Source organism: Nocardia jiangxiensis NBRC 101359 (assembly GCF_000308615.1).
Lineage (GTDB): Bacteria > Actinomycetota > Actinomycetes > Mycobacteriales > Mycobacteriaceae > Nocardia > Nocardia jiangxiensis.
On sequence record NZ_BAGB01000054.1, the window covers coordinates 91,350 to 113,778 of the forward strand.

General features: G+C 66.9%; 20 protein-coding genes and 1 pseudogene. 12 read left to right on the plus strand and 9 right to left on the minus strand.

All coding sequences use genetic code 11. From position 1 onward, the window contains the following. The first annotated feature begins 98 nt into the window (after positions 1-98). The 6 genes and pseudogenes from ON40_RS24315 to ON40_RS50105 form a co-directional block, all read left to right on the plus strand. A complete protein-coding gene (locus ON40_RS24315) occupies positions 99-995 on the plus strand; it encodes a serine hydrolase (RefSeq protein WP_040826410.1) in 897 nt (298 codons plus the stop codon). Positions 996-1,231: 236 nt separating this feature from the next. Beyond that, positions 1,232-2,095 carry an amidohydrolase family protein gene (locus ON40_RS24320; protein ID WP_040826412.1) on the plus strand — a complete coding sequence of 288 codons (864 nt, stop codon included), beginning with the start codon at positions 1,232-1,234 and terminating at the stop codon, positions 2,093-2,095. Further along, positions 2,088-2,984 carry a substrate-binding domain-containing protein gene (locus ON40_RS24325; RefSeq protein ID WP_040826413.1) on the plus strand — a complete coding sequence of 299 codons (897 nt, stop codon included), beginning with the start codon at positions 2,088-2,090 and terminating at the stop codon, positions 2,982-2,984. The genes ON40_RS24320 and ON40_RS24325 overlap by 8 nt, the downstream gene beginning before the upstream one ends. An 86-nt stretch (positions 2,985-3,070) precedes the next feature. After that, the gene (locus tag ON40_RS24330) at positions 3,071-4,393 is read left to right on the plus strand and encodes a cation:dicarboxylate symporter family transporter (RefSeq protein WP_051193481.1); all 1,323 of its coding nucleotides are present in this window, start codon (positions 3,071-3,073) and stop codon (positions 4,391-4,393) included. Between the two features lie 111 nt (positions 4,394-4,504). Further along, on the plus strand, positions 4,505-5,536 hold the full coding sequence (locus ON40_RS24335) for an ATP-dependent 6-phosphofructokinase (RefSeq protein ID WP_040826416.1): 1,032 nt from the start codon (positions 4,505-4,507) through the stop codon (positions 5,534-5,536). A gap of 45 nt (positions 5,537-5,581) precedes the next feature. Further along, positions 5,582-5,842, plus strand: a pseudogene (locus ON40_RS50105) (helix-turn-helix domain-containing protein); the annotation flags it as partial. Positions 5,843-5,911: 69 nt separating this feature from the next. Here the strand turns inward: ON40_RS50105 and ON40_RS53285 are convergent. Together ON40_RS53285 and ON40_RS24345 are read right to left on the minus strand one after the other, a co-directional pair. Further along, on the minus strand, positions 5,912-6,109 hold the full coding sequence (locus tag ON40_RS53285; RefSeq protein WP_169541896.1) for a hypothetical protein: 198 nt from the start codon (positions 6,107-6,109) through the stop codon (positions 5,912-5,914). 479 nt (positions 6,110-6,588) lie between these two features. After that, complete coding sequence (locus tag ON40_RS24345; RefSeq protein WP_040826419.1) at positions 6,589-7,428, minus strand: LysR family transcriptional regulator; 840 nt, start codon at positions 7,426-7,428, stop codon at positions 6,589-6,591. Between the two features lie 104 nt (positions 7,429-7,532). Between ON40_RS24345 and ON40_RS24350 the strand changes: the two genes are divergently transcribed. From ON40_RS24350 to ON40_RS24360, 3 genes are all read left to right on the plus strand, one after another. Further along, on the plus strand, positions 7,533-8,258 hold the full coding sequence (locus ON40_RS24350; RefSeq protein ID WP_040826420.1) for an SDR family oxidoreductase: 726 nt from the start codon (positions 7,533-7,535) through the stop codon (positions 8,256-8,258). 621 nt (positions 8,259-8,879) lie between these two features. Further along, a complete protein-coding gene (locus ON40_RS24355) occupies positions 8,880-9,761 on the plus strand; it encodes a helix-turn-helix domain-containing protein (RefSeq protein WP_051193482.1) in 882 nt (293 codons plus the stop codon). Further along, positions 9,758-9,952 (plus strand): DUF397 domain-containing protein, encoded by a 195-nt coding sequence (locus ON40_RS24360; protein WP_040826421.1) that lies wholly within the window; start codon positions 9,758-9,760, stop codon positions 9,950-9,952. Before ON40_RS24355 ends, ON40_RS24360 begins: the two co-directional genes overlap by 4 nt. Before the next feature lie 11 nt (positions 9,953-9,963). Here ON40_RS24360 and ON40_RS48305 read toward each other — a convergent pair whose 3' ends face one another. Continuing rightward, on the minus strand, positions 9,964-11,109 hold the full coding sequence (locus ON40_RS48305) for a hypothetical protein (RefSeq protein WP_157186400.1): 1,146 nt from the start codon (positions 11,107-11,109) through the stop codon (positions 9,964-9,966). Positions 11,110-11,240: 131 nt separating this feature from the next. On the opposite strand from ON40_RS48305, the gene ON40_RS24370 reads away from it, so the two are divergent. After that, positions 11,241-12,047: an SAM-dependent methyltransferase gene (locus ON40_RS24370; RefSeq protein ID WP_051193484.1), complete on the plus strand. Its 807-nt coding sequence runs from the start codon at positions 11,241-11,243 to the stop codon at positions 12,045-12,047. A gap of 8 nt (positions 12,048-12,055) precedes the next feature. Here ON40_RS24370 and ON40_RS51250 read toward each other — a convergent pair whose 3' ends face one another. The 4 genes from ON40_RS51250 to ON40_RS24390 all read right to left on the minus strand — a co-directional run bounded on the left by ON40_RS51250 (position 12,056) and on the right by ON40_RS24390 (position 16,999). Next, positions 12,056-13,819 (minus strand): serine/threonine-protein kinase, encoded by a 1,764-nt coding sequence (locus tag ON40_RS51250; RefSeq protein ID WP_051193485.1) that lies wholly within the window; start codon positions 13,817-13,819, stop codon positions 12,056-12,058. Positions 13,820-13,933: 114 nt separating this feature from the next. Further along, positions 13,934-14,593, minus strand: coding sequence for a response regulator (locus tag ON40_RS24380; protein ID WP_040826423.1), 660 nt, complete (start codon positions 14,591-14,593; stop codon positions 13,934-13,936). A gap of 10 nt (positions 14,594-14,603) precedes the next feature. After that, complete coding sequence (locus ON40_RS24385; protein ID WP_040826424.1) at positions 14,604-15,548, minus strand: undecaprenyl-diphosphate phosphatase; 945 nt, start codon at positions 15,546-15,548, stop codon at positions 14,604-14,606. A gap of 239 nt (positions 15,549-15,787) precedes the next feature. Beyond that, a complete protein-coding gene (locus ON40_RS24390; protein ID WP_245567966.1) occupies positions 15,788-16,999 on the minus strand; it encodes a sensor histidine kinase in 1,212 nt (403 codons plus the stop codon). An 876-nt stretch (positions 17,000-17,875) separates the two neighbouring features. On the opposite strand from ON40_RS24390, the gene ON40_RS24395 reads away from it, so the two are divergent. Next, positions 17,876-18,526 carry a hypothetical protein gene (locus ON40_RS24395; RefSeq protein ID WP_083895878.1) on the plus strand — a complete coding sequence of 217 codons (651 nt, stop codon included), beginning with the start codon at positions 17,876-17,878 and terminating at the stop codon, positions 18,524-18,526. Positions 18,527-18,965: 439 nt separating this feature from the next. Next, a complete protein-coding gene (locus ON40_RS24400) occupies positions 18,966-20,285 on the plus strand; it encodes an alpha/beta-hydrolase family protein (RefSeq protein WP_040826425.1) in 1,320 nt (439 codons plus the stop codon). 123 nt (positions 20,286-20,408) lie between these two features. Here the strand turns inward: ON40_RS24400 and gatA are convergent, their stop codons facing one another. Then, complete coding sequence (gatA, locus tag ON40_RS24405) at positions 20,409-21,884, minus strand: Asp-tRNA(Asn)/Glu-tRNA(Gln) amidotransferase subunit GatA (RefSeq protein WP_040826427.1); 1,476 nt, start codon at positions 21,882-21,884, stop codon at positions 20,409-20,411. Next, positions 21,881-22,177 (minus strand): Asp-tRNA(Asn)/Glu-tRNA(Gln) amidotransferase subunit GatC, encoded by a 297-nt coding sequence (gatC, locus tag ON40_RS24410; protein WP_040826429.1) that lies wholly within the window; start codon positions 22,175-22,177, stop codon positions 21,881-21,883. The genes gatA and gatC overlap by 4 nt, the downstream gene beginning before the upstream one ends. Positions 22,178-22,429 lie beyond the last annotated feature (252 nt).

A 22,429-nucleotide genomic window follows, 5' to 3' on the forward strand; every position in this document is an offset into this window, starting at 1 on the left:
CTCGTCGGTGCATTTGACCCCGGGGGCGTGACGGCACAGAATTCCACGACTGACCGGTGGCCCGGACGCGGGCCACCGCGCGATGTGGAGGTGGCCGGGTGCAGGTACCCAGAGAGCCGAGCAGGTGGCGCAGGAGCCTCGGGGCAGCCGTGTGCGGGCTGGCCCTGTTGGCGAGCGCGGCATGCTCCAAGGCCGCCGAGAACGCCCCCCTCCTCGATCCGGTCGTGACCCATCCGAACACTTCCAGCAGTCCCGGTCCGGTGGTGGCGTTGCCCGGAAGCCTGGCCGCCGATTTCACCTCGCTGCTGCCGACTCTGGGCGGGCACGCCGGGATGGCGATCATGGCGGTCGGCAGCGACACCGCGACCTCCATGGGCGACTGGACCTCCGGTCCGGCCTGGTCGACGATGAAGGTGCCGCTGACCCTGGCGGTGCTGAGCACCAACGGCAACACGCCCAGTTATGCGATGTCCGCGGCCATCACCGAATCGGACAACAATGCCGCCGACTCGCTGTGGCAGTCACTGGGCACCGGCGATCAGGCCGCGCAGGCGGTGCAGAAGATCCTGCAGCAGGGCGGCGACAGCACCACCAAGGTTCCCGCGACCCGATCTCGCGCGGATTATTCGGCGTTCGGCCAGGCCACCTGGGCGCTGGCCGATCAGGCGCGGTTCGCTTCGCATCTGCCGTGCCTGCCCAATGCGAATACGGTCACCGATCTGATGGGCAAGGTGGTCCCCGGTCAGCAGTGGGGTCTGGGACATCTGGAGAACGTCACCTTCAAGGGCGGTTGGGGCCCCGACCCGTCGGGCAACTATCTGGTCCGCCAATTCGGCCTGGTGACAACGCCGAACGGGCAGATGGCGATCGCCGTCGCCGCCCAGGCGAATTCGGGGTCCTTCGACGACGGCACCGCGATCCTGAACAAGATCGCCCCGCTGATCACCCAGCATCTCGGCGATCTTCCGGTGGGTTCCTGCGCTTCGGCGCACTAGCAGAATCACCCGGTCATCCGGCTTCCTTCCCTGCGCACAGCGCAGTTGTCACTTCGAGCTTCAAGATCGCCGACGCTATTGTCAACAATAATGTGAACATATAGGCTCCGAGGCGGTTCGCGACTGTGCCCGGCGCCACTTCCCACCGACGATGTGCACCACCGCACAGATCGACCAGGAGTGATCGGCTCTCGGCGCAGGTGTGCCCGGGTGAGAACATAAGGAGCACAGCGACTGTGGGCGTCATCGATTCACACACACATGTCATCGCCACCGACGCGGACCGGTATCCGGTGGACCCCATCGGCGGACGGCAATCCACCTGGTCGGTGGAGCATCCGGTCGACGTCGACGGCCTGCTGTCCGCGCTCGACGAAGCCGAGATCGACCGGGCGGTCGTGGTTCAGGCATCGACGGTGTACGGCCACGACAACCGTTACCTGGCCGATTCGATTCGCGCCCATCCCGATCGGCTGACCGGTGTGTTCTCCCTCGACGCGTTGGCGCCCGACGCGGTGGACCGCATCAACCACTGGCAGGATCAGGGTCTCTCGGGCTTCCGGCTCTTCACCACCGGCACCACCATGCCGGGACAGGCGGACTGGCTGGGCCACGAGGACTCCTATCCGGTGTGGGAATGCGCTCAGGCACAGGACATTCCGGTCTGTCTGCAGATGACGATCGAGGGAATCCCGGCACTGCAGCGCATCCTCGAGCAGTTCCCGCGGGTCAAGGTCGTCCTCGATCACTGCGCCCGGCCGATCCTGTCGGACGGCCCGCCGTACGCCGAGGCACGCGGGCTCTTTCAGCTCGCCGAGTATCCGGGGGTGCACCTGAAGGTGACCCACCGCGCGCTGCAGGCGGCCGGCGAGGGAGCCTCGACGGTCGACGACTTCCTGGCGGCGCTGCTCGCCGCCTACGGATCGCGGCGGCTCATCTGGGGATCGAATTTCCCGGCCGCGGCGGGACCCCTGTCCGGACTTCTCGCCGACGCCCGCAGCGCACTCGGCGGACTCGATCCGGCCGACGCCGCCAACGTCTTCGGCGGCAGCGTCGCGAACTTCTACGCGTTGCGCGAGCAGGGACCCCAGCATGTCTGAACAGACCGTCACCCTGACCGCGGCGTTGGGCAAACACCCTGTCGCACAGATACTCCGCAGTCGCGAGGTGAGCGACCCGATGGTGCGGCTCGACCTCGCCGACGTCGACCCCATCCACCGGGCCTTCGCGCCGATGGTGCGCGAGCAGAGCTTCGACGTCTGCGAGCTGGCGATCGTCACCGCGCTGCAGGCGGTGGCCTACGGTCATCCGATCGCGCTGCTGCCCGTCGTCGTGGCCGGACGCTTCCAGCGCGGATGCCTGGTCGGCCGCGCCGAGGATCGGATCGACGATCCCACCGAACTGCGCGGTCGACGCATCGGTGTGCGCTCCTACACCCAGACCACCGGCTTCTGGATCCGCACTCATCTGCACGAGGACTACGGCCTGCGTGCCGAGGACATGACGTGGCTGACCCAGAATCCCGCGCACGTCCCCGAGTACGAGGATCCGGACTTCGTCTCCCGCACCCTGTCGGGAAGTCTCGTCGACGCCCTGCGCGACGGTGCGATCGATGCGGCGATCTTCGGCAACGACCTGCCGGACGGCGACGAGTTCGTCCCGCTGATAAGCCAAGCGCGGCAACGCGATCGACGTTGGTACGACGAACACGGCTACGTCCCCGTCAACCACCTGGTGGCAGTGTCGCTGCCCACCCTGCAGGCCCACCCCGAGACCGTCGGCCGGGTCTGGGAGATGCTGACCCGCGCCGAGCACCTGGCCGCCGAGCGCGCCACGGATATCCCGGTCACCGCCGCCGGGTTGTCGCGGCTGGCCGGACCGATCGACGCCATCGCCGCACAATGCCATGCCCAGGGCATGCTGCCCCGGCCGCTGACCTCGGCAGAGGTGTTCGCTCCGCTCGACCGGCTCCCCGCACCTCGAGCGTGAACCCGATCCCCCGATAGCGGCACGGCCCCGCCGGGTCCGTGCCACTCCCGAACGCCGCACCGGCGTTGCTCAGAGAGAAGTTCTCCATGTCCGTTTCAGAGGCTCTGCCCCAACCCGAGCAGTCACGGCGTCGGCGATTCGACTGGAAGGCGTTGAGCCCCTTCAGCAAACCGCTGTACAAGGACCTGACCTTCCAGGTCCTCGTCGGCATGGTGCTCGGCGTACTGCTGGGCGTCTTCGTGCCGATCGTCGGCAAGAACGTCAACGTGGTCAGCACGATATTCATCAATCTGATCCAGATGGTGGTCGGGCTGGTGGTCTTCTGCACGGTCACCCTCGGCATCGCCAAGGTCCGCGATTTCGGCAAGGTCGGACGGATCGCGGTGAAGGCGATTCTCTACTTCGAGGTGGTGACCACCTTCGCGCTGGTGATCGGTCTGGTCGTGGTCAACGTGCTGCACCCCGGGTCCGGCATGCACGTGGATCCGGCCTCGTTGAGCGGCGCGAAGTCCGTGCATGCCGCGAAATCCATGAGCTTGTCGACCTTCCTGGAGGGTCTGGTGCCGACCAGCGCGGTCGATGCCTTCGCCAAGGGCGACATCCTGCAGGTGCTGGTGTTCTCGGCGTTGTTCGGCTGTGGTGTCGCCGCACTGGGCGCGAAGGCCGAACCGCTGGTGGGAGTCATCGACACCGTGCAGCAGAGTCTGTTCTGGGTCATCGGCAAGGTCATGAGGCTCGCACCGCTGGCTGCGTGCGCGGCGATCGCCTACTCGGTGGCCAGTTACGGGCTGCACACCCTGTTGTCACTCGGCTCGCTGGTGCTCGTCTTCTTTCTCACCGTGGCGGTGTTCTTCGTCGTCGTCCTGTGGCCCATCTCGTTGTTCGCCGGTGTCAGCCTCTGGAAATTGATCAGGTATTTCCGGGAGGAGCTGCTGCTGGTCATCGGGACGAGTTCCTCGGAGAGCGTCTTTCCGCAGCTGACGGCCAAACTCGAGAAACTGGGTGTGAGCGAGTCGGTGGTCGGCCTGGTCCTGCCGACGGCGTACAGCTTCAACCACGACGGCACCTGCCTGTACTGGGCGGCGACGAGTGTGTTCCTGGCGCAGGCGACCGATACCCACCTCGGCGTGGCCGGTCAGTTGAGCCTGATGGTCGTACTGCTGTTGACCTCCAAGGGAGGCGCGGGGGTCGCGGGTTCGGCGATCCCGATGCTCGCGCTGACCCTCGCCGCCACCCACACCATCCCGGTGGCCAGCGTGGCGCTCATCCTCGGGGTCCACAAGATCCTCTCGGCGGCCTTCGTGTTCACCAATATCGCCGGAAACTGTCTGGCCACGGTCGTGGTCGGGAAGTGGGAGAAAGCGATCGATTGGACGCAGATGAACCGGGAGCTGGCGGCGCGGGTGTGAAATGGTGGACCGGCTCCGGCCCTCGTCACCAACCCCGAGGTTTTCGAGCTTTACAGCGTCGAAAACCCGCCGGAGCGAAGCGGAGGCCAAAGATACGGCAAGATATGTGGCATGCGCATCGGAGTCTTGACCGGAGGCGGAGACTGCCCCGGACTGAACGCGGTCATCCGAGCCGTCGTCCGCACCGCGAACGGCCGCTACGGGGACGCGGTCGTCGGGTTCCAGGACGGCTGGCGCGGACTACTCGAGGATCGCAAGATCCACATCCACAACGACGATCGCACCGACCGGATACTCACCAAGGGCGGCACCATACTCGGCACCGCGCGCACCAATCCGGACGTGCTGCGTGACGGCCTGGGCCGGGTCAAGCAGACCCTGGACGACAACGGCATCGACGCACTCATCCCGATCGGCGGCGAGGGCACGCTCACCGCGGGCAGCTGGCTGGCCGACGAGGGCGTCCCGGTGGTCGGCGTGCCCAAGACCATCGATAACGACATCGATTGCACCGACACGACTTTCGGCCACGACACCGCGGTCACCATCGCCACCGACGCCATCGACCGCCTGCACACCACCGCCGAATCGCATCAGCGCGTCATGCTGGTGGAGGTGATGGGCCGGCACGCCGGATGGATCGCGATGAACGCCGGTATCGCGGCGGGCGCACATCTGACGCTGGTTCCCGAGGTGCCCTTCGACGTCGACGAGGTGTGCACGATGATCAAACGCCGCTTCCAGCGCGGTGATTCGCATTTCATCTGCGTGGTGGCCGAGGGCGCGAAACCCGGTGAGGGCTCGTTCGCGCTGCGCCAGGGCGGTATCGACGAATACGGTCACGAACGTTTCACCGGTGTGGCCCATCAGCTCGGTGTGGAGATCGAACGCCGCATCGGCAAGGAGGTCCGCACCACCGTCCTGGGCCACGTCCAGCGCGGCGGCACCCCCACCGCCTTCGACCGCGTCCTGGCGACCCGCTTCGGCGTGCACGCCACCGAGGCCGTGCACAACGGCCAGTTCGGCCAGATGGTCGCCCTGCACGGCACCGAAATAGACCTCGTCCCCCTCTCCGAGGCCACCAAACAGCTCAAACTCGTTCCGGCACACCGGCATGACGAGGCGGCCGCCTTCTTCGGCTGAGCCGCGCGGCCGCCGAGTCCCGGCCAGATCCTTTCGAGACTGATCGTGCGTTCGCTACCGGCGGGGGCGGCGGGCCTGGAAGACATCGCGCGACTGCTGATGATGCATCCGCGTGCGGTACAACGCGAACTCGCCGGTACCGGAACAACTTTCGAGGCCATGGTGGACGACGCACGACGCGATCTGACCACCACGCTACTGGCCAACCGCGACGTCTCGCTGTCCGCGGTCGCCCGCCAGATCGGATATTCCGAACAGAGCACACTCACCCGAAGCTGCCACCGATGGTTCAAGATGTCCGCGTTGGCGAAACGCCGAGAAACTGACCGGTCAGAGCGAGGAGACGTCCGCAATCGATCGCGCTCCGATGACGCGTCAGCGTGTTTCGGCGCGCACCTGCCCGGCCTCGCTCGTGGCCCGCCGACGATGGCCCACCAGCACGACACCCACCGCAGCAGCGGTGAAGGCGGCGCTGCACCACAGTGCCGTGGCCGGGCGGTCGGTGCGGTCGACCAGTGGACCGGCGGCGAAAGGGCCGAGAACGGCACCGACATTGAATGCGGTGGTCGCCAAGGCACCGGCGATACGCGGAGCAGCCGGTGCGGCGGTCTGCACGATCGTCGCGATCAGCGTCGAACCGCCGCCCAGCCCACAGGCCGGGCGGCTACCGTCTGGATGCCTCCGGAGAACTCACCCCGACACCTTAACAACCCACCTCCATCACACCGAAGCGACGACTACAACGTCATGACCCGCCCCCTCCGGATGATGTTCCGTCCGGCGGCAATTCGTTATCGACGTGCCGGAATGAGTTGTGCCGCATGATGTTCGGCCCGTCACCGATGAGTTGTCGAAACCTCTTGCGCCATGCTCCGGTGTAGGTGACAGGGATGTTCCGCCAGGTTCCGCGCCATCCTGTCCAGCACGTCGGCCGCACGGAGGAGGTGATCATTCACAGCGCTCGAGCCCAGCACGACCGGCGAGGATCGCCTGCGATGTCGAGTCGTGCGTCGGCGGTGTCGTGCCGGCGACCAGCACATTCGATACCCGTACTAGAGGCGTGTCGCGGTGCGAACGAGGTCGGCGACGGCTCTGGATCTGCTGTGCGGTGGCCAGGCGATGACGGTCGTGACGGCCGGTGCGTCCGGTACGGGGATGAGGGCGTGTCCCTCGCGCAGGTGCGTTCGGGCCGACTCGGGCAGCATCGCGCAGGCGCGGCCGAGCGCGATCAGCTGGGCGAGCTGGGTGTGGTCGCGGACCTGCGGGCCGGGTCCATCCGGATAGCTTCCGTCCGGTCGGGGCCAGCGCGGCAGCGGCAGGTCCGTGAGGGCAGCGACCTCGGCCGAGGAGATGTGCGACCGGGTGGCGAGCGGGTGGCCCGCGGGCAGGACGAGGATCTGCTGCTCGGTGTACAGATCCTCGGTGTCTAGTCCGGCGGTGGTGTCGAAGGGCCGGTGCAGCAGGGCGACGTCGGCGCGCCCGTCGCGCAACAGGCGTTCCTGCTCGCCGGGCCCGCACAGCAGCACCTCCACGGTGACCGAGTCCGGTTCGGCCGCATAGGCATTCAGCAGTTTCGGCAGCAGTTCGCTGGACGCTCCGGCCTTCGTGGCCAGCACCACGCCGGGCCGATCGGCGGCCGCGCGACGGGTGCGACGTTCGGCGGCTTCGACCGCGTCCAGTGCGGCGCGGGCTTCGCGCAGCAGCACCGACCCCGCCTCGGTCAAAGCGATCGCGCGGGTGGTGCGGTGCAGCAGAACCACTCCGAGCCGTCGTTCGAGCTGCTGGATCGCCCGCGACAACGGCGGTTGCGCGATGGCCAGGCGCTGTGCCGCCCGCCCGAAGTGCAACTCCTCGGCGACCGCGACGAAGTATCGCAACTCCCGAGTCTCCACCGTCCCATGATATCCGCCGCTGACCGCGATCCATACCCGTGCGGTATTGCCGCCTACTCGGTAGGTGTTGGACGCCCCATGCGAAGCCGACCCAGTATTTCGGTATGAGTGAACAGACGATCGCGCTGGTGACCGGCGCGAACAAAGGAATCGGCTACGAGATCGCGGCGGGCTTGGGCGCTCTGGGCTGGCGCGTCGGCGTCGGCGCGCGAGATGCGCAGCGCCGCGACACCGCGGTGGACAAGCTGCGCGCGGCCGGAGTCGACGCGTTCGGCGTACCGCTCGACGTGACCGACGACGCGAGTGTGGCCGCCGCGGCCGAGCTGATCGCCGACCGGGCCGGCGGGCTCGACGTCCTGGTCAACAACGCCGCGATCACCGGAGGGATGCCACAGGCACCCACCACCGTCGCGCCCGCGACCGTGCGAGATGTGGTGGACACCAACGTGATCGGGGTCATTCGCGTCACCAACGCGATGCTGCCCATGCTGCGCGCCTCCGCCTCGCCGCGGATCGTGAACATGTCCAGCACCGTCGGCTCCCTCACCCTGCAATCCACTCCCGGCGCCGAAACGGGCCCGATCTCCGCTGCCTACGCGGTGTCGAAATCCCTCCTCAACGCCGTCACCATCCAATACGTCAAGGAACTGGGCGACACCAACATCCTGATCAACTCCGGCTGCCCCGGTTTCACCGCCACAGACCTCAACGGCTTCCGCGGCATCCGCACCCCGCAACAGGGCGCGGCGATCGCGATCCACCTCGCAACCCTCCCCGACGACGGACCGACCGGCGGATTCTTCGACGACGCCGGAACAGTCCCCTGGTGAGGACCGCAGTACAGATCGGCCTGATATCGGTTCCCCAGCATTCCGATATTCCCTGACAGGCCGAGTGAACAGGCGCGCGCCATCGAATGGCGCGCGCCTGTCGCGCATTGCAGAGAGCCGACATCCGGCGTGGTACGCGGGATGTCGGCTCTCTGCCATGCCGTGACCATGATGATCGAACTCGCTTGTGCGCGACCGGGAGCCTACGCAGGCAGCAGCGCGGTGAGCATCGCGCGAGGGCCCGTCACTGGTTCGCTTCGCGCACATATGTTTCCGCACTGTTTGTAGGGCGATGTTTGTGCTTACGAATTCCTGCACGGTGAATTCCAGTACGGATAGTTGACGATGCCTCCTCGGCGGCGGGGATGTTCGTTGAGTCGCACCCGGTCTGTGATCGGGTTTCCAGATTGTCGGTGGGTGTCATTACAGTCGTGACTGCACTCTCCGAAGACGTAGTTTGCAGGCGAATGCCCGACGGGCGCTTGCTGATTCGTTCTCCCTGCGGCACACATCGAGTACACACCGAATCGTGCTAGCTTGGGGTCCGGTCAATGGCATTCGTCGCCAAAAGAAAACGTTCCAATCAATCTGAATGCAACAGTCACAGCCAAAGGGGGCCTCATGACGATCGAAGCGACCACCGTGCCACGCAGGCTGCTCGCCAGACGGCTGGTCGAGTTGCGGGAGTCCACCGGCCTCACTCGCGACGCCGCCGCCGAGCTCGCCGAGATCGGTCGACAAACCCTGTGGCGCTTGGAGAACGGACGCACCTCGGAGGTCAAGAAGCCGACCATCCGGGCGCTCTGCCGCGTCTACGAGGTCGAGGATGAGGATCTCAACAACCTGCTGTGGCTGGCGGACGAGTCGCGTAAGGACGGTTGGTGGCAGCCGTACAGTGAAGCGATCTTTCCCAACACCGACCTGTTCATCAGTCTCGAACAATCAGCGAGTCGGATCGTCTCATTCCAACTCACTTTGATACCCGGACTCGCGCAGACAGCCGACTATCGCCGCGCAATGGCATTGGATTACCGACCACCATTGAGTGATCAGCAAATCGACCAGCATCTCGAACTCCTCGCCAAACGCCAAGCATGCCTGACTGATTCGAAGAATCCGAAGATCTTCGATATACGAATAAGCGAGGCAGTGTTTCGTCACCTGATCGGAGGTAAATCCGTGATGCGCGATCAGGTACGCCACCTGCACGAACTGAGCATGCTCCCGAACATATCGGTGCGAATCGTACCTTTTTCGATCGAAGGATATCTCGGACTGCAAGTGAGCTCATTCGTGATGCTCGAGTTTCCGCGGCAACTGAATCCGGCGCTCACTCAGACCCCTATCGTCTACATCGAGAACTATGCTGGGTCTTTGTATCTGGACAAGCCGATGGAGATCGAGAGGTATCGCCAGGCACTGTCGGACATCGAGACGGTATCGCTGGACGAATCGCAGTCCAGAGCACTTCTACAGACGATCGAACGGGAGTACATGGCATGAACATCGACCTGTCCGCCGCGCAGTGGTTCAAGAGCAGTCGAAGCCAAACGGGGAGAGACTGCGTGGAGGTCGCCCACCTCGACGGCGGCATGGTCGGCGTCCGCGACTCCAAGAACCCCACCGGCCCGGCACTGATCTTCACCGCGGGCGAGTGGGATGCCTTCGTGGCCAACGTGAATCACCACCCGTAAGCAAACCCGCCTCACGACGCGGCGTCCGCCACCCCGTTCGCCGCGTCGGCAGGCCGCTCGTCCGCCTCGTCCCGCAGCTGCCTCGCGCGCCGATCGCGGTAACGCACCAGAGCCCACAACAACACCGCCTCGGCGATCGCGGTGAAGACCGTCAGGAACTGACTGAAATAACTGGCCAGCACATTCACCACGGTCAACGACACGACATCGGACCAGATGGCAAGGCGCACACCGAGTTCCTCGTTTCCGCGCAACCACGCCACCGCACCGACCGCGCACCCGATACCGACCGCGAGCTCGGCCACTGCCGCAATCGCCAAGGCCGCCAGGGATTTCCAGCCGTGGCCCTGGGTCATGTCGAGCATCCGGTCGATTTCGTGCCAGTGCGAATGCCAACCGGCGATCACCACACCGGCCAGCGCCAGCCGCAGCAGCGACCACACGCCGTGTGCGATCAGCACCGCGATCAGTACGACACGCAACATCGGCAGCGGCAGGAACCGCTTCTCGATCGCGAGGCCGATCCGGGTCAGCCGCCGCTCGAGTTCCGGCTCGGTGTCACACGGCAGTGCGCTCAGGTAATCGTTCAGTGCGACAACGAGTTCGCGATGTTCGGGACCGCACCTCTCCGGATCGATGGCGCGAAGTTCGGCGAGCAGCTCCGCGCGTCGCTGGGCGTTCATCCGGGTGCCGACGGACTGGCCGACCTCCTCGGTGATCGCGCCCAGTGCCAGCTCCGGATGCACGTTCCGCCGCCGCGCCGACATCCGCGCCACCGCGACGGTCAGCAGAAAGGCCAGGTAGATGATCGGAGCAGCCAGCGGAAAGAAGTAGTTGTTGTCCGTGGTGATGAATTTGCCCACCTCATCGATGAACAGCCCCAACCCCACCCCGGACAACAGCGCGGCCCAAGTCATCGCCGTCCGGCCCGAGGACATCAGCAAGAGCAGGCACGAAATCACCAGCAGCAGACCGCCGAACAGAGCGTGGGCGATGTGGTACGTGCTCCCGCCGATCTTCGGATATCCGGAGGCCATCAGGTACAGCCGGGTGATCACGACGGTCAACCCGAAAGCCACCGCCATCAACGTCACCAGCCGCCCGGCCTCGGGCCGCCACCGCATCCTCACACCCTGTGCGCCGATCATGAGAGTCACACTTCCACACCCCCGACCCGGGCGAATGCCGGTCACCCGATCGCGCGGTTGCCCCGAGGTCGAACCGACATGCTCGCTCACCGCCCACTTGCTACCTTGATGTCGACTCGTCTTCGAAAGGACTCTGCACTGTGGAACCCGGCTCTCCTGTCGACCTGCAGAAGGATCAGCCTCACACCGCCCGGATGTACGACTACTACCTCGGCGGCAAGGATCACTACCGCGCAGACCGGGAAGCAGCCGAAAAAGTCGTGGGCATCTGGCCCGGAGTGCGGGCGGCCGCGCGGGAGAACAGGGCCTTCATCCACCGCGTGACACGTTTTCTCGCGAACGAGGGCATTCGTCAATTCCTCGACATCGGCACCGGTATCCCGACCGAGCCGAATCTGCATCAGGTCGCCCAGCAGGTCGCGCCCGACGCGCGAATTGTCTACGCCGACAACGATCCGCTCGTGCTCGTGCACGCCAGAGCGTTGATGGTCAGCACACCGGAGGGACGCACCAACTACGTCTCCGCCGACGTCACCAAGCCCGAAACGATCCTCGACGCACCGGGATTGCACGAGACGCTGGACCTGACCCAGCCGGTCGCGCTCAGCCTCAACGCACTGTTTCATTTCGTCCCCGACGAGCAGGATGCCTACGGCATCGTCGACACGCTGATGGACGGGCTCGCGCCCGGCTCGTATCTGGTGATGACGCACGTGACCCCGGATTTCGATCCGGCCGCGATATCCACCGTGGTCGACATTTACCGCGGCAGCGGCCTATCGTGCCAGGTCCGAACCCGGGACGAGTTCCTGCGGTTCTTCCGGCAGCTGGAGCTGGTCGATCCCGGCGTGCAGGTGCCGCACCGCTGGCGTCCCGATGGTGTCGAGCACCCGAAGAAGGTGGACGCGGAAGTGTCCGCCTACGCAGGCGTCGCGCGGAAGCAGTAGCTCGCGTTCTACAGCGGCGTCTGGTCCCACCATTTGGCGAGCACCTCGTGTGCGGGGGTGTCCGCCATCATCTCCACCGAACCGGTGTCGTAGGCGTAGAGCAGCGTATTCGCCCGCGCCGGATCGTTTTCGAAGGAGACGAGCATTTCGGCCGTCTCGGTCCGCATATCCTCGGGCACGATCCAGTTGCGGACGGTGAAGGTCGCGTCGCCCTTGGCGCCGCCGGTGGTGCGGGTCATCGGAGCCGCGGCCAGGGCGGCCTGGACGGCGGCGGGGCTGTCGAAGACCGCGATCGCGTAGCTGAGCGAGGTCTGGCGCGACGTGCACTCCCAGGCGCCGATCCAGTTCGCCGCGGCGAGCGGATCGCTGCGCCGGATCACGCCGGTCATCGGGTCGCTCTGCAGTACCTTGCCGGGTTGACCGGCTTGACTGCGCTGACAGAACACTCGGCCCTGGTAGGCGTCCCCGGCGTTCGAATCCCCTTGCGGCAGTAGCGTCGGGAAGGACTGCTGGATTTCGCTGACCGGATCGGACAGCCGTGTCGCCGTCGGTGTCCCACCCCCCGACCCGGTCGGCGGGGCGGTGGCCTTCGGCCCGGCCGCCCCCTGGTGTGAACCGCCGGGGAGTGCGAGCAATCCCAGACCGACCACGATCAGCAGCGCGACCGCACCGAGCACGCCCCACAGCAGCAGATTGGACGTATGCCGCGAAACCGGTTGCGGTACAGCGGGAATGGGGGGAAATCCGCCGGTCGGCGGCCCCGGGGGCGACGCCGGTGCCGCCACCTGATGACCATTCATCGCCTGCGCGGCAGCCGGGATCCCAGCGGGCGGAACTCCTACGGGCGGGACTCCGACAGGTGGCACTCCGGCAGGAGCCAACGGCACCCCTGGGCGCACGGCAGCAGGCGGCACGGCGACGGGCGGCACCGCGGGAACCGGTGCGGTCAGCGCCTGCTTTGCCGCCGCGGCGAATTCCGCACAACTGGCGAACCGATCGACCGCGCGCTTGGCCATCGCCCGCGCCAGCACCAGATCCATCGCCGGATTCACCCCGGGCCGACGCGCGCTCACCGGCGGCAGCGGCAACCGCAGATGACCGTGGATCAGCTCGTTCGGATCCTCCGAATCGAACGGCCCGGTACCGCTGAGCAGCCAGTACAGCGCACAACCCAGCGCGTACTGATCCGAATGGTTGTCCAGCGGTGAGCCGGTCATCTGTTCGGGCGAGGCGTAGGCGAGGGTCGCGGTGAACATCCCGGCCTGGGTCAGGTGGGTGGAATCCTCGCGCAGCCGGGCGATCCCGAAATCGGTGAGATAGACCCGCTCACCCTTACCGTTGGTGTCGCGGCCGAGCATGATGTTGGCGGGCTTGACATCCCGGTGCAGCACACCATTGCTGTGCGCGTAATCCAGTGCGGCGGCGACGCCTTCGATGATCTGCACCGCGCGCTCGGGTGGCAGCGTATGCGGATTCACCGTGGCCGCGTCGACGCCATCGATGTACTGCATGCTGATCCACAGCTGTTCGTCCACGACGCCACGGTCGTAGACGGCCACGATGTTCGGGTGATCGAGCTGGGCGACGAGATCGGCCTCACGCTCGAAACGCGCGCGAATCTCCGCGTCGGCGAACAGTTCTCGGTTCAGCAGTTTCAGCGCCGTCTGCCGCTGCAATCGCGGATGCCGCGCCAGATACACCGAACCCATGCCACCCTGGCCGAGCAGTCGCTCGACGGAGAAACCGGCGAACACGTCACCGCTGCGCAACACCTACGACTCCCTTCCGGCGACGGGCTCATTCCCGCGTGCGCGGGGCGTGCGTTATCCGAGTCGATGCCACGCGCATCCTACTCGACCTGGACTCTGCACTTCCTGCTCGGGAATTCAGCCCGGCGTCACCAGACCCGATTCGTAGGCCAGTACCACCGCCTGGGCACGGTCGCGCAGGTCCAGTTTCGAAAATACCTTCGATACATGCGTTTTCACGGTCTGTTCCGCGACGAACAGGGCTTCGGCGATCTCGTTGTTCGACATTCCGCGGGCGATGAGTTCGAGTACCTCGCGCTCGCGCGGGGTGAGGGCGTTCAACGCCGGGGACGGAGTGCGACGGGCGCGACGGCGAGTGACGTCGGCGATGAGCCGCCTGGTCACCGTCGGGGCGAGCAGCGCTTGGCCGTCCGCGACGACCCGCACCGCGCGCACCAATTCCTCGGCGGGGGCGTCCTTGAGCAGAAAACCGCTGGCCCCCAGGCTCAATGCCTCGTAGACGTAGTCGTCGATATCGAAGGTGGTCAGCATCAGCACCCGCACCGGCGGATCGAATCCGGCGGCGAGGATCGCGCGGGCGGCGTCGAGACCGTTCATCTCCGGCATGCGCACATCCATCAGCACCACGTCGGGGCGCAGGCGTTTGGCCTCGGAGACCGCGACCTGCCCGTTCGCCGCGTCACCGATGACGCTGATATCGGACTGCGCGGTCAGCAGCGCGCCGAATCCCTGCCGAACCATCGCCTGGTCGTCGGCGATCAACACGGTGATGGGCACGGACTTCGCCTCAGACGAATCGGATGATCGACAGCAGGCCCGCGACCAAGCAGTACACCGCGAACGGCAGCATCGTGCGGGTCTTGAAGAACCGCTCCAGGAAACGCACCGCGAACCACGCGGCCAGACCGGCGACGATCGCGCCGACCACGGACTGGCCGATGATGTCGCGTCCCTGCGGACCGGCCAGTTCGGGCAGCTTCAGCACACCCGCGGCCAGAATCACCGGCGTGGCCAGCAGGAAGGCGAACTTGGCGGTGTCCTCGTGGTCGAGTCCGCGCAGCAGACCGCCGACCATGGTCAGACCCGAGCGGCTGAATCCGGCCAGCAGCGCACCGGACTGGGCCAGGCCGATGCCGAGCGCATCCTTCACGCTCAGGGCCGCGAGACGTTCGTCCGAGGCGAGATGTTCCTCGGTCAGCACATCGCCGCCGTGGCCCGACGCGTGCGCCTCCTCCTCGGCGAATTGGCGTCCGTAATCCGACAGCGACGGCGCGTTGCGGCGGCGCAGACCCTCGCCGACGATCAGCACGACGCCGTTGAGCATCAGGAAGATGCTCGCGTAGATCGGGGTGGCGAACAGTGTCCGCAGCGGATGTTCCAGGGCCAGGCCCAGGATGCCGACCGGAATCGTCGCGATGACGATCAGCCAGGCCAGCCGCTGCGTGGAGGTCTCGATGCGGCGGGTGCGCAGGGTCTGCACGAATCCGATGATGATGTCGCGCCAGTCCCGCCAGTAGTACCCCAGTAGCGCGATTGCCGTCGCGACGTGCAGGGCGACCACGAACGCCAGGTACGGCGTGCCCGACTTGGAATCCCCCTGCGTGACCAACTCCTGCCAGCTGCCGCCGATCCACGCCGGGACCAGCACCGAATGACCGAGACTGGAGATGGGGAACAACTCGGTGACGCCTTGCAGCGCACCGATCACGATGGCTTGGAAGTAGGTGAGCATCGTGACGAGTCTCCCATGTGCACCCTCGATCCGCCGCACCAGTTCCCGGGTCGCTCGATCGCACCCCCGAACTTGTGAAGAACCGGCGCTGCCACACTCCCCCGGGTATCGGATGCGAGCTGTCCCGGCCCAGCTCGAAGCGGTTTCCGGCCGGGCTGCTCCCCGAGCGCATTCCCGCACGAGGCAGCGGTAGCCGGGTCCCCAGCGTCGGCAGCATCCAGCCCGCCCACGCGGCCGGGTTACAGCAGAGCGCTCGGTGTGGTGATGGCGGAGGGTGTCGCGGGAAGCCGGGCGCTGACCTCGAATCCACCGTCGGGGCGCGGCTCGGCGGTGAGGGTTCCGCCGATGTATTCCGCACGGGCGCGCATCCCGGCGATCCCTGTTCCGGGGGTTCCGTCGGCCGGGGATTCGCCAGGGGCATTGACGACCAGCAAGTTCACGAAGTGTTCGTCGACCGTCAGGCTCGCCTGCACCGCCGCATGCGGGGCGTGACGCGAGGCGTTGGACAGCGATTCCTGCACGATCCGGTAAAGGGCCAGACCGACGGTGTCCGGCACGGTGTGCAACGGGCCCTCGACGGTCCAGTCGAGCGGGACACCGGCCCGGCGCGCACCCTCCAAGAGCGGGAGAACGTCGGCGGCCGCAGGTTGCGGGGCGTGGTCGGGCAACTGGCCGTCACTGCGCAGCACACCCAGCATGCTGCGGACCTCGTTGAGCGCGTCCCGCGCCGAGGAGCCGATCGACTCGAATTCCGCACGCGCGGCGGGTGATACGTCCGCGATCCGGTACGGCGCGGTCTGCGCCTGCACCACCACCATCGACATGTGATGCGCGACGACGTCGTGCAGATCGCGGGCGATGCGCGCCTTCTCCTCGAGGACGGTGCGGCGGGCCCGTTCCAGCTCGCTGACCTCCTCCTGCTCGACCAGCGCCCGGCGCGAGAGCACCAGCCAGCGCACCAGCAGACCGAACAGCACCAGCCCCGTCATCGCGATCGGCCAGCCGAAGGCCGAGGAGGCGACCGACGCGTCCGCCCCCGCCATCGTCGTGGCGAACAGCAGAGCCGAGGACACCCAGGCGACCAGCACGATCTGGACGTGCGCGCGCACCGCGACCGCGAACAGCAGCGGGAAGAACACCAGGATGTGCACCACCTGGAACGGCAGGTCGTTCCCCGGCTGATGCGGAATCGCCAGCGCGATCAGCAGTGCCGAACCCGCCGAGATCGCCCATCCCAGAGCGGGATTCACCCGGATCAGCACCAGCGGCAGCGCCGCCAGCCCCGCGATGAACGGTTGCGCCGCCGCAGGTACCTGATGCGTCAGATGCAACGTCGGCCAGGCCACCGAGAACAAGATCGCGGCAACCACCCCGATGGATACGTCGAACCACAACCGCATCTGTTTCGGGTCCCGCGCCGTTCGCGCCAGCCACCGCATCGTCCGAGCCATACCCATGACCCTAGAAACCCCGTCCACCCGATTCCGTCATACCGGCGGGTGAATTCGCACCCCTACTCCAGTACGAGACGCACCCCCGCCTCCCCCACCACGTCCGCTCACGAACAGACCCCCAGCGTGAGGCCCGATTCACGTCCGAATTCATACGTTCAACCCATGAGCGAGCCCCATGCCGCACCCCCGCAGAATGTCGGCCCCCTTACCCGCAGCGCACCCGCGGAAGCGGTGATCCCGGAACCTGCCGAAGACCGCGAATCAACGCCCGTTCGGCGCGAATCCCCTTGCATCCCAGAATCATCGGACTCATCTGACACGACCACGACCGATTCACCCGCGAGGCCGCCCACGCACCGGACATCCGAATCGGAGTCGCCGCACGCACACGAGGACAGCGCCCGCGATGTGCCCACGCCGCCGCACGAGTGCACCTCGCTGCTCGCGAACAGATCAGGGCGAGCGCAACCCAGCTCGGAATCGGCGACGGCGTCCACAGCCAAGGCACCAGAAGTCTCACATCGCCCGACCGACCACGCCACTACCGCGAGCCCTGGAAGGGTACGCGGGCCCGCAGACCGAGCACCAGGCTCGAAATCGACGGCCCAGCCGAAAGATGACCAGTGCGAGGACGCAAAGCCATCACATCGTCCGAACGACCACGCCCCCTCCGAAACTCCCGGAACCGTACGCAGGTCCACAGACCGAGCACCGGGCTCGGAATCGACGGCCCAGCCGAAAGACGACGGTGGCGCACAGCCATCACATCGTTCGAGTGACCACGTGTCCGTTGCCGGAGTTGTGACCTACTCTCGGAACCGCGCTGGGAGATCGTGGCGCGGGCGGGTATCAGCGGGGGTCGGGGCCGCCGGTGTGGTTGCGGCATTCGTTGTCGCGCAGCCGGTTGCCGGTGCGACGGCGGGGGCTGCGGGTGGGGAGAATTCCGCGGCTCGGGTGGCTGTGGCGGGGTTGACCGGGCCGCATCCGGGAAATGTGGTGCTGCCGGCGGACTTCGCCGCCGAGCGGGGATATCGGCCGGTGGTCGCCGATGGGCTGCTGGTGGATCCGGGTGGCGACTGTTCCTCGCCGGTGCGGTTGCCCGCGGAATTCCGTACCGCGTGCCAGGCACACGATCTCGGGTACGACCTGCTGCGTTATGCCGACGATCACGGACAACCGCTGGGGACGTGGGCGCGGCAGGCGATCGATGCCGTCCTCGAGCAGCGCATGCAGGCCGCCTGCGACGACCGGCACGGCCTGCACCGGACCGGGTGCCGGACAATGGCCACCGTCGCCGGAACCGCCGTGGACCTGAACTCCCGTCGCCAGAACTACGCGACACCCCGCCCCGAGTACCTGTTCGGCATCCGGCTCGCGGGCGAACACTTCGGCTACCAGTTCCTCGCCATCGCCGCACCCGCCGCGCTGGTGCTCAGCGCTCTCGCACTGCTCATCACCGAATCAGTGCGCGGCAGGCGGCGGCGAAACCCGACCTCGTCCGACCGTGCCGAGACAACGCGATGATCCCGGGAGGCTCGCCACGGTCGCCCGGGGCACCCTCGTTGTCGCCCGGGGCGTCGGCCGCTGGGATAGGCGTCGTCGCCACACCGGCAGCTGCGAATCGATGCTGCCGGCCATCCAACTGCTACTCGACTGCACACAGCCGACCCGCACAGCGATCCCCGCGCGACACACCTGATCACCGACATACACAGCAGCAAGCGCGCCATACGGCGGTTCATGGCCGCCGACCTCGAACGACCAGCCCGTGCGGCCGTCGCCGGGCGACACAACCGATCACCGATTCAGCAATTGCACCGGGCACGGCGATCCAGTGCTTCTCGACTGCCCGGGTCCCGCGAGGAGTTCGGCTCGGATACAGGGAGTTTCGATGAGTTCGTCAACTGCTCACGGTCGGATCGATGGCGAATCCGCAGGGGTTTCCAGGCCGCGGCGTTTTCCGATGCCGTGTACGGGCACCGTGGTTGCGGTGGCGTCGGGGGCGGTGATGTCGCTGGCTCCCGGGCTGCTGCCGCGGACTCCGATCGCGCAGGGGCTGCTCACCGGGGTGCTGGTGGCGTTATTCGTCGGTGTGGCCGCTGGAGTGCGAATGGTTCTGCGGCACAGGCGGTCCGGTATGGAGCAGCGGTGGGTTCGCATTGCGGTTGCGGCGGGCTGCGCGCTGGTGGTGGCGCTTGCGGTGATGCGGGCCGAGTGGTGGCAGAACCGGCTGCGGGCGGCCATGGGGTTTCCGGACGTGGGTGTCGGCTACTGGCTCGAATGCGCTGTCGGGGCGCTGGTGGTGGCGGTCGCGCTGATCGGGAGCGCTCGGGCGCTGCGGTGGGTCGTTCGGTGGGCGATGCGGGCGCGGAACGTCACGCTGACGATTGTCGCCGCGTTGGCGATACAGATCGCGCTGATGCCCGCGATGGCCGATGGTCGGCGACCCGCAGACGCGCGAGCCGATGCGCCGACGGATTCCGCGAGTGCGCGGCAGGTGTCCGAAAGCCTTTCCGGGAGCGGCGAATCAGTGGTCGACTGGTCCTCACTGGGGACACAGGGACGCAAATTCATGTCGGCCGATGCCGGACGCTCGGTACGGGTCTATGCGGGTCTGGATTCGGCACCCGATCTGAATTCCCGTGTTGCCCTGGCAATCCGCGAACTCGAACGGTCGGGTGGACTGGATCGCTCCAATCTCGTCGTCATGGCCCCGACCGGATCGGGCTGGGTCGACGAGCACGCGGTGGCGGGCCTGGCCCGGCGATTCGGCGGCGACGTCGCCCTGGTCGCCCTGCAATACTCGGATGCTCCGAGCTGGATCGGCTACGTGTTCGGCCGCGACGCCGCCGAACAGTCGCAGCGAGCCCTGTTCACCGCGCTCGAACGGCGACTGTCCGACCTGAAACATCCACCGCGCCTGTACATCTACGGTCAGAGCCTGGGCGCGACCGCCGGAAGTTCGGTCTTCACGGACGACGCCGATCAACGCCACCGCGTCTGCGCCGCACTCTGGGCAGGCCCGCCCGCCGACCGCGTCCACCACGCCGGTGCACGGATCCTGGCCAACTCCTCCGACCCGGTCGTCCAGTGGTCGCCCGAATTGCTCTGGCACGCACCGAATCTCACCGACACCCGCCCCGACGCCCCGCACCCGCCCTGGATCCCGATCGTCGGATTCATCCAAACCAGCGTGGACCTGCTCACCGCCCTCACTCCCGCCCCCGGTCACGGCCACCGCTACGGCGCCGATCAGGGCACCGCCCTGGGCGCCTGCAACTGACCGATCAACGCGGCGACCGGTGCGCGAGCCACCCGCAGAGCCCGAAGGCCGGAGTACGACTCCGGCCTTCGGTGCGACTGTTCAGATGTCGGCTACCCGCGAACGACCAAACCCCTTGCGGGATCAGGCAATCGGTCCGCGCGCCGCCTCGTAGGCCGCGCCGACGCGGTACAGGCGGTCATCGGCCATGGCGGGAGCCATGATCTGCAGGCCGACCGGCAGATTGTCGTCCGCGCTGAGCCTCGACGGGACCGACATGGCGCAGTGCCCGGCCAGGTTGGTCGGCAGCGTGCACAGGTCGGACAGGTACATCGCGAGCGGATCGTTGACCTTCTCCCCCAGCTTCCAGGGGGTGAACGGGCTGGTCGGCGAGACCAGGACGTCGACCTGCTCGTAGGCGCGGTCGAAATCCTGCGCGATCAGGGTGCGCACCTGCAGCGCCTTGCCGTAGTACGCGTCGTAGTATCCGGCGGACAGCGCGTAGGTGCCGATCATGATGCGGCGCTTGACCTCCGGGCCGAATCCGGCCTCACGGGTGGCGGCCATGACCTGCTCGGCGCTGTGCTGACCGTCGTCGCTGACGCGCAATCCGTACCGCATCGCGTCGAAACGCGCCAGGTTCGAGGAGACCTCACTGGGCAGGATCAGGTAGTAGGCGGCCAGCGCGTGCTCGAAGTTCGGGCACGACACCTCCAGCACATCCGCACCCAGATCCTTCAGCGCGGCGACGGCGGCGTCGAAGGAGGCCAGCACGCCGGGCTGATAGCTGTCCGAATGCAGCTCCTTGACCACGCCGACCTTCAGACCGCTCAGATCCCCCCGCGCGCCTTCGCGAGCCGCGGCCACCACGCCGGGAACCGGCGCGTTGCGGGAGGTCGAATCCTTCGGGTCGTATCCGGCGATGACCTCGTGCAGCAGCGCGGTATCCAGCACCGTACGCCCGCACGGACCACCCTGATCCAGCGAGGACGCGCACGCGACCAGGCCGTATCGCGACACCGTGCCGTAGGTCGGCTTGGTGCCCACGGTGGCGGTGACCGCGGCGGGCTGGCGAATCGATCCGCCGGTGTCGGTGCCGATGGCCAGCGGAGCCTGATACGAGGCCAGCGCGGCAGCCGAACCGCCACCCGAACCGCCCGGAATCCGCTCGGTGTCCCACGGGTTGCGGGTCGGGCCGTAGGCGGAGTTCTCCGTCGACGAACCCATCGCGAATTCGTCCATATTGGTCTTACCGATGATCGGGATGCCCGCGGCGCGCAGCTTGCTCGTCACCGTCGCGTCGTACGGCGACACCCAACCCTCGAGGATCTTCGACCCGCAGGTGGTGGGCATGTCAGTGGTGGTGAACACATCCTTCAGCGCCAGCGGCACACCGGCCAGCGCCGAGGCCACCTCGCCGGCGGCGATCGCGCGGTCCACCTCGGCCGCGGTCAGCAGCGCCTGCTCACCCGCGACGTGCAGGAAGGCGTTCAACTCCCCGTCCACCTCGGCGATGCGCTGCAGATGCGCCTCGGTGACCTGCACCGAAGACACCTCGCGGGCGTGGATCTTCTCCGCCAGCTCGGCCGCGGACAACCGGGTCAGATCGGCCTCGCTCATTCGCCCTCCCCCAGAATCTGCGGAACCATGAACCGCTGCTCGTCGACCGCCGGAGCGCCCGAGAGCGCCTCGTCGGGCGTCAGGCAATCCACCGGCACATCCGCACGAGTCACATTCGTGGTCGGATTCGGCGCCGCGGTGGCGGGAACATCGGCGGCGACCTCGGAGATCACCTGGACGTGGCTCAGGATCGAATCCAGCTGGCCCGCATACAGGTCGAGCTCTTCGTCGGTCAGAGCGAGCCGGGACAACCGGGCGAGGTGTGCAACCTCGTCGCGGGAGATGGCGGGCACCGCGGGACCCCTTTCGGCAGGTTCGAACGTGGAACAGGTCCGGCATCGAGACGATCGCGCCGGTTGGCACAGATAGCCTAGCGAGTCGGCCTCCACACCCCACGCACAGGAGGCTGGATCTTCGGCCTCCGCTCAGCTACGACCGGGCCGGAGCCCGTCAAACCGACCTTCGGGCGGACATTCGGTTGACCGCTCAACGTCCACACGGCTTCGGTGGCACGAACGGCCGATGAGGATCACAATGCGAGTGAT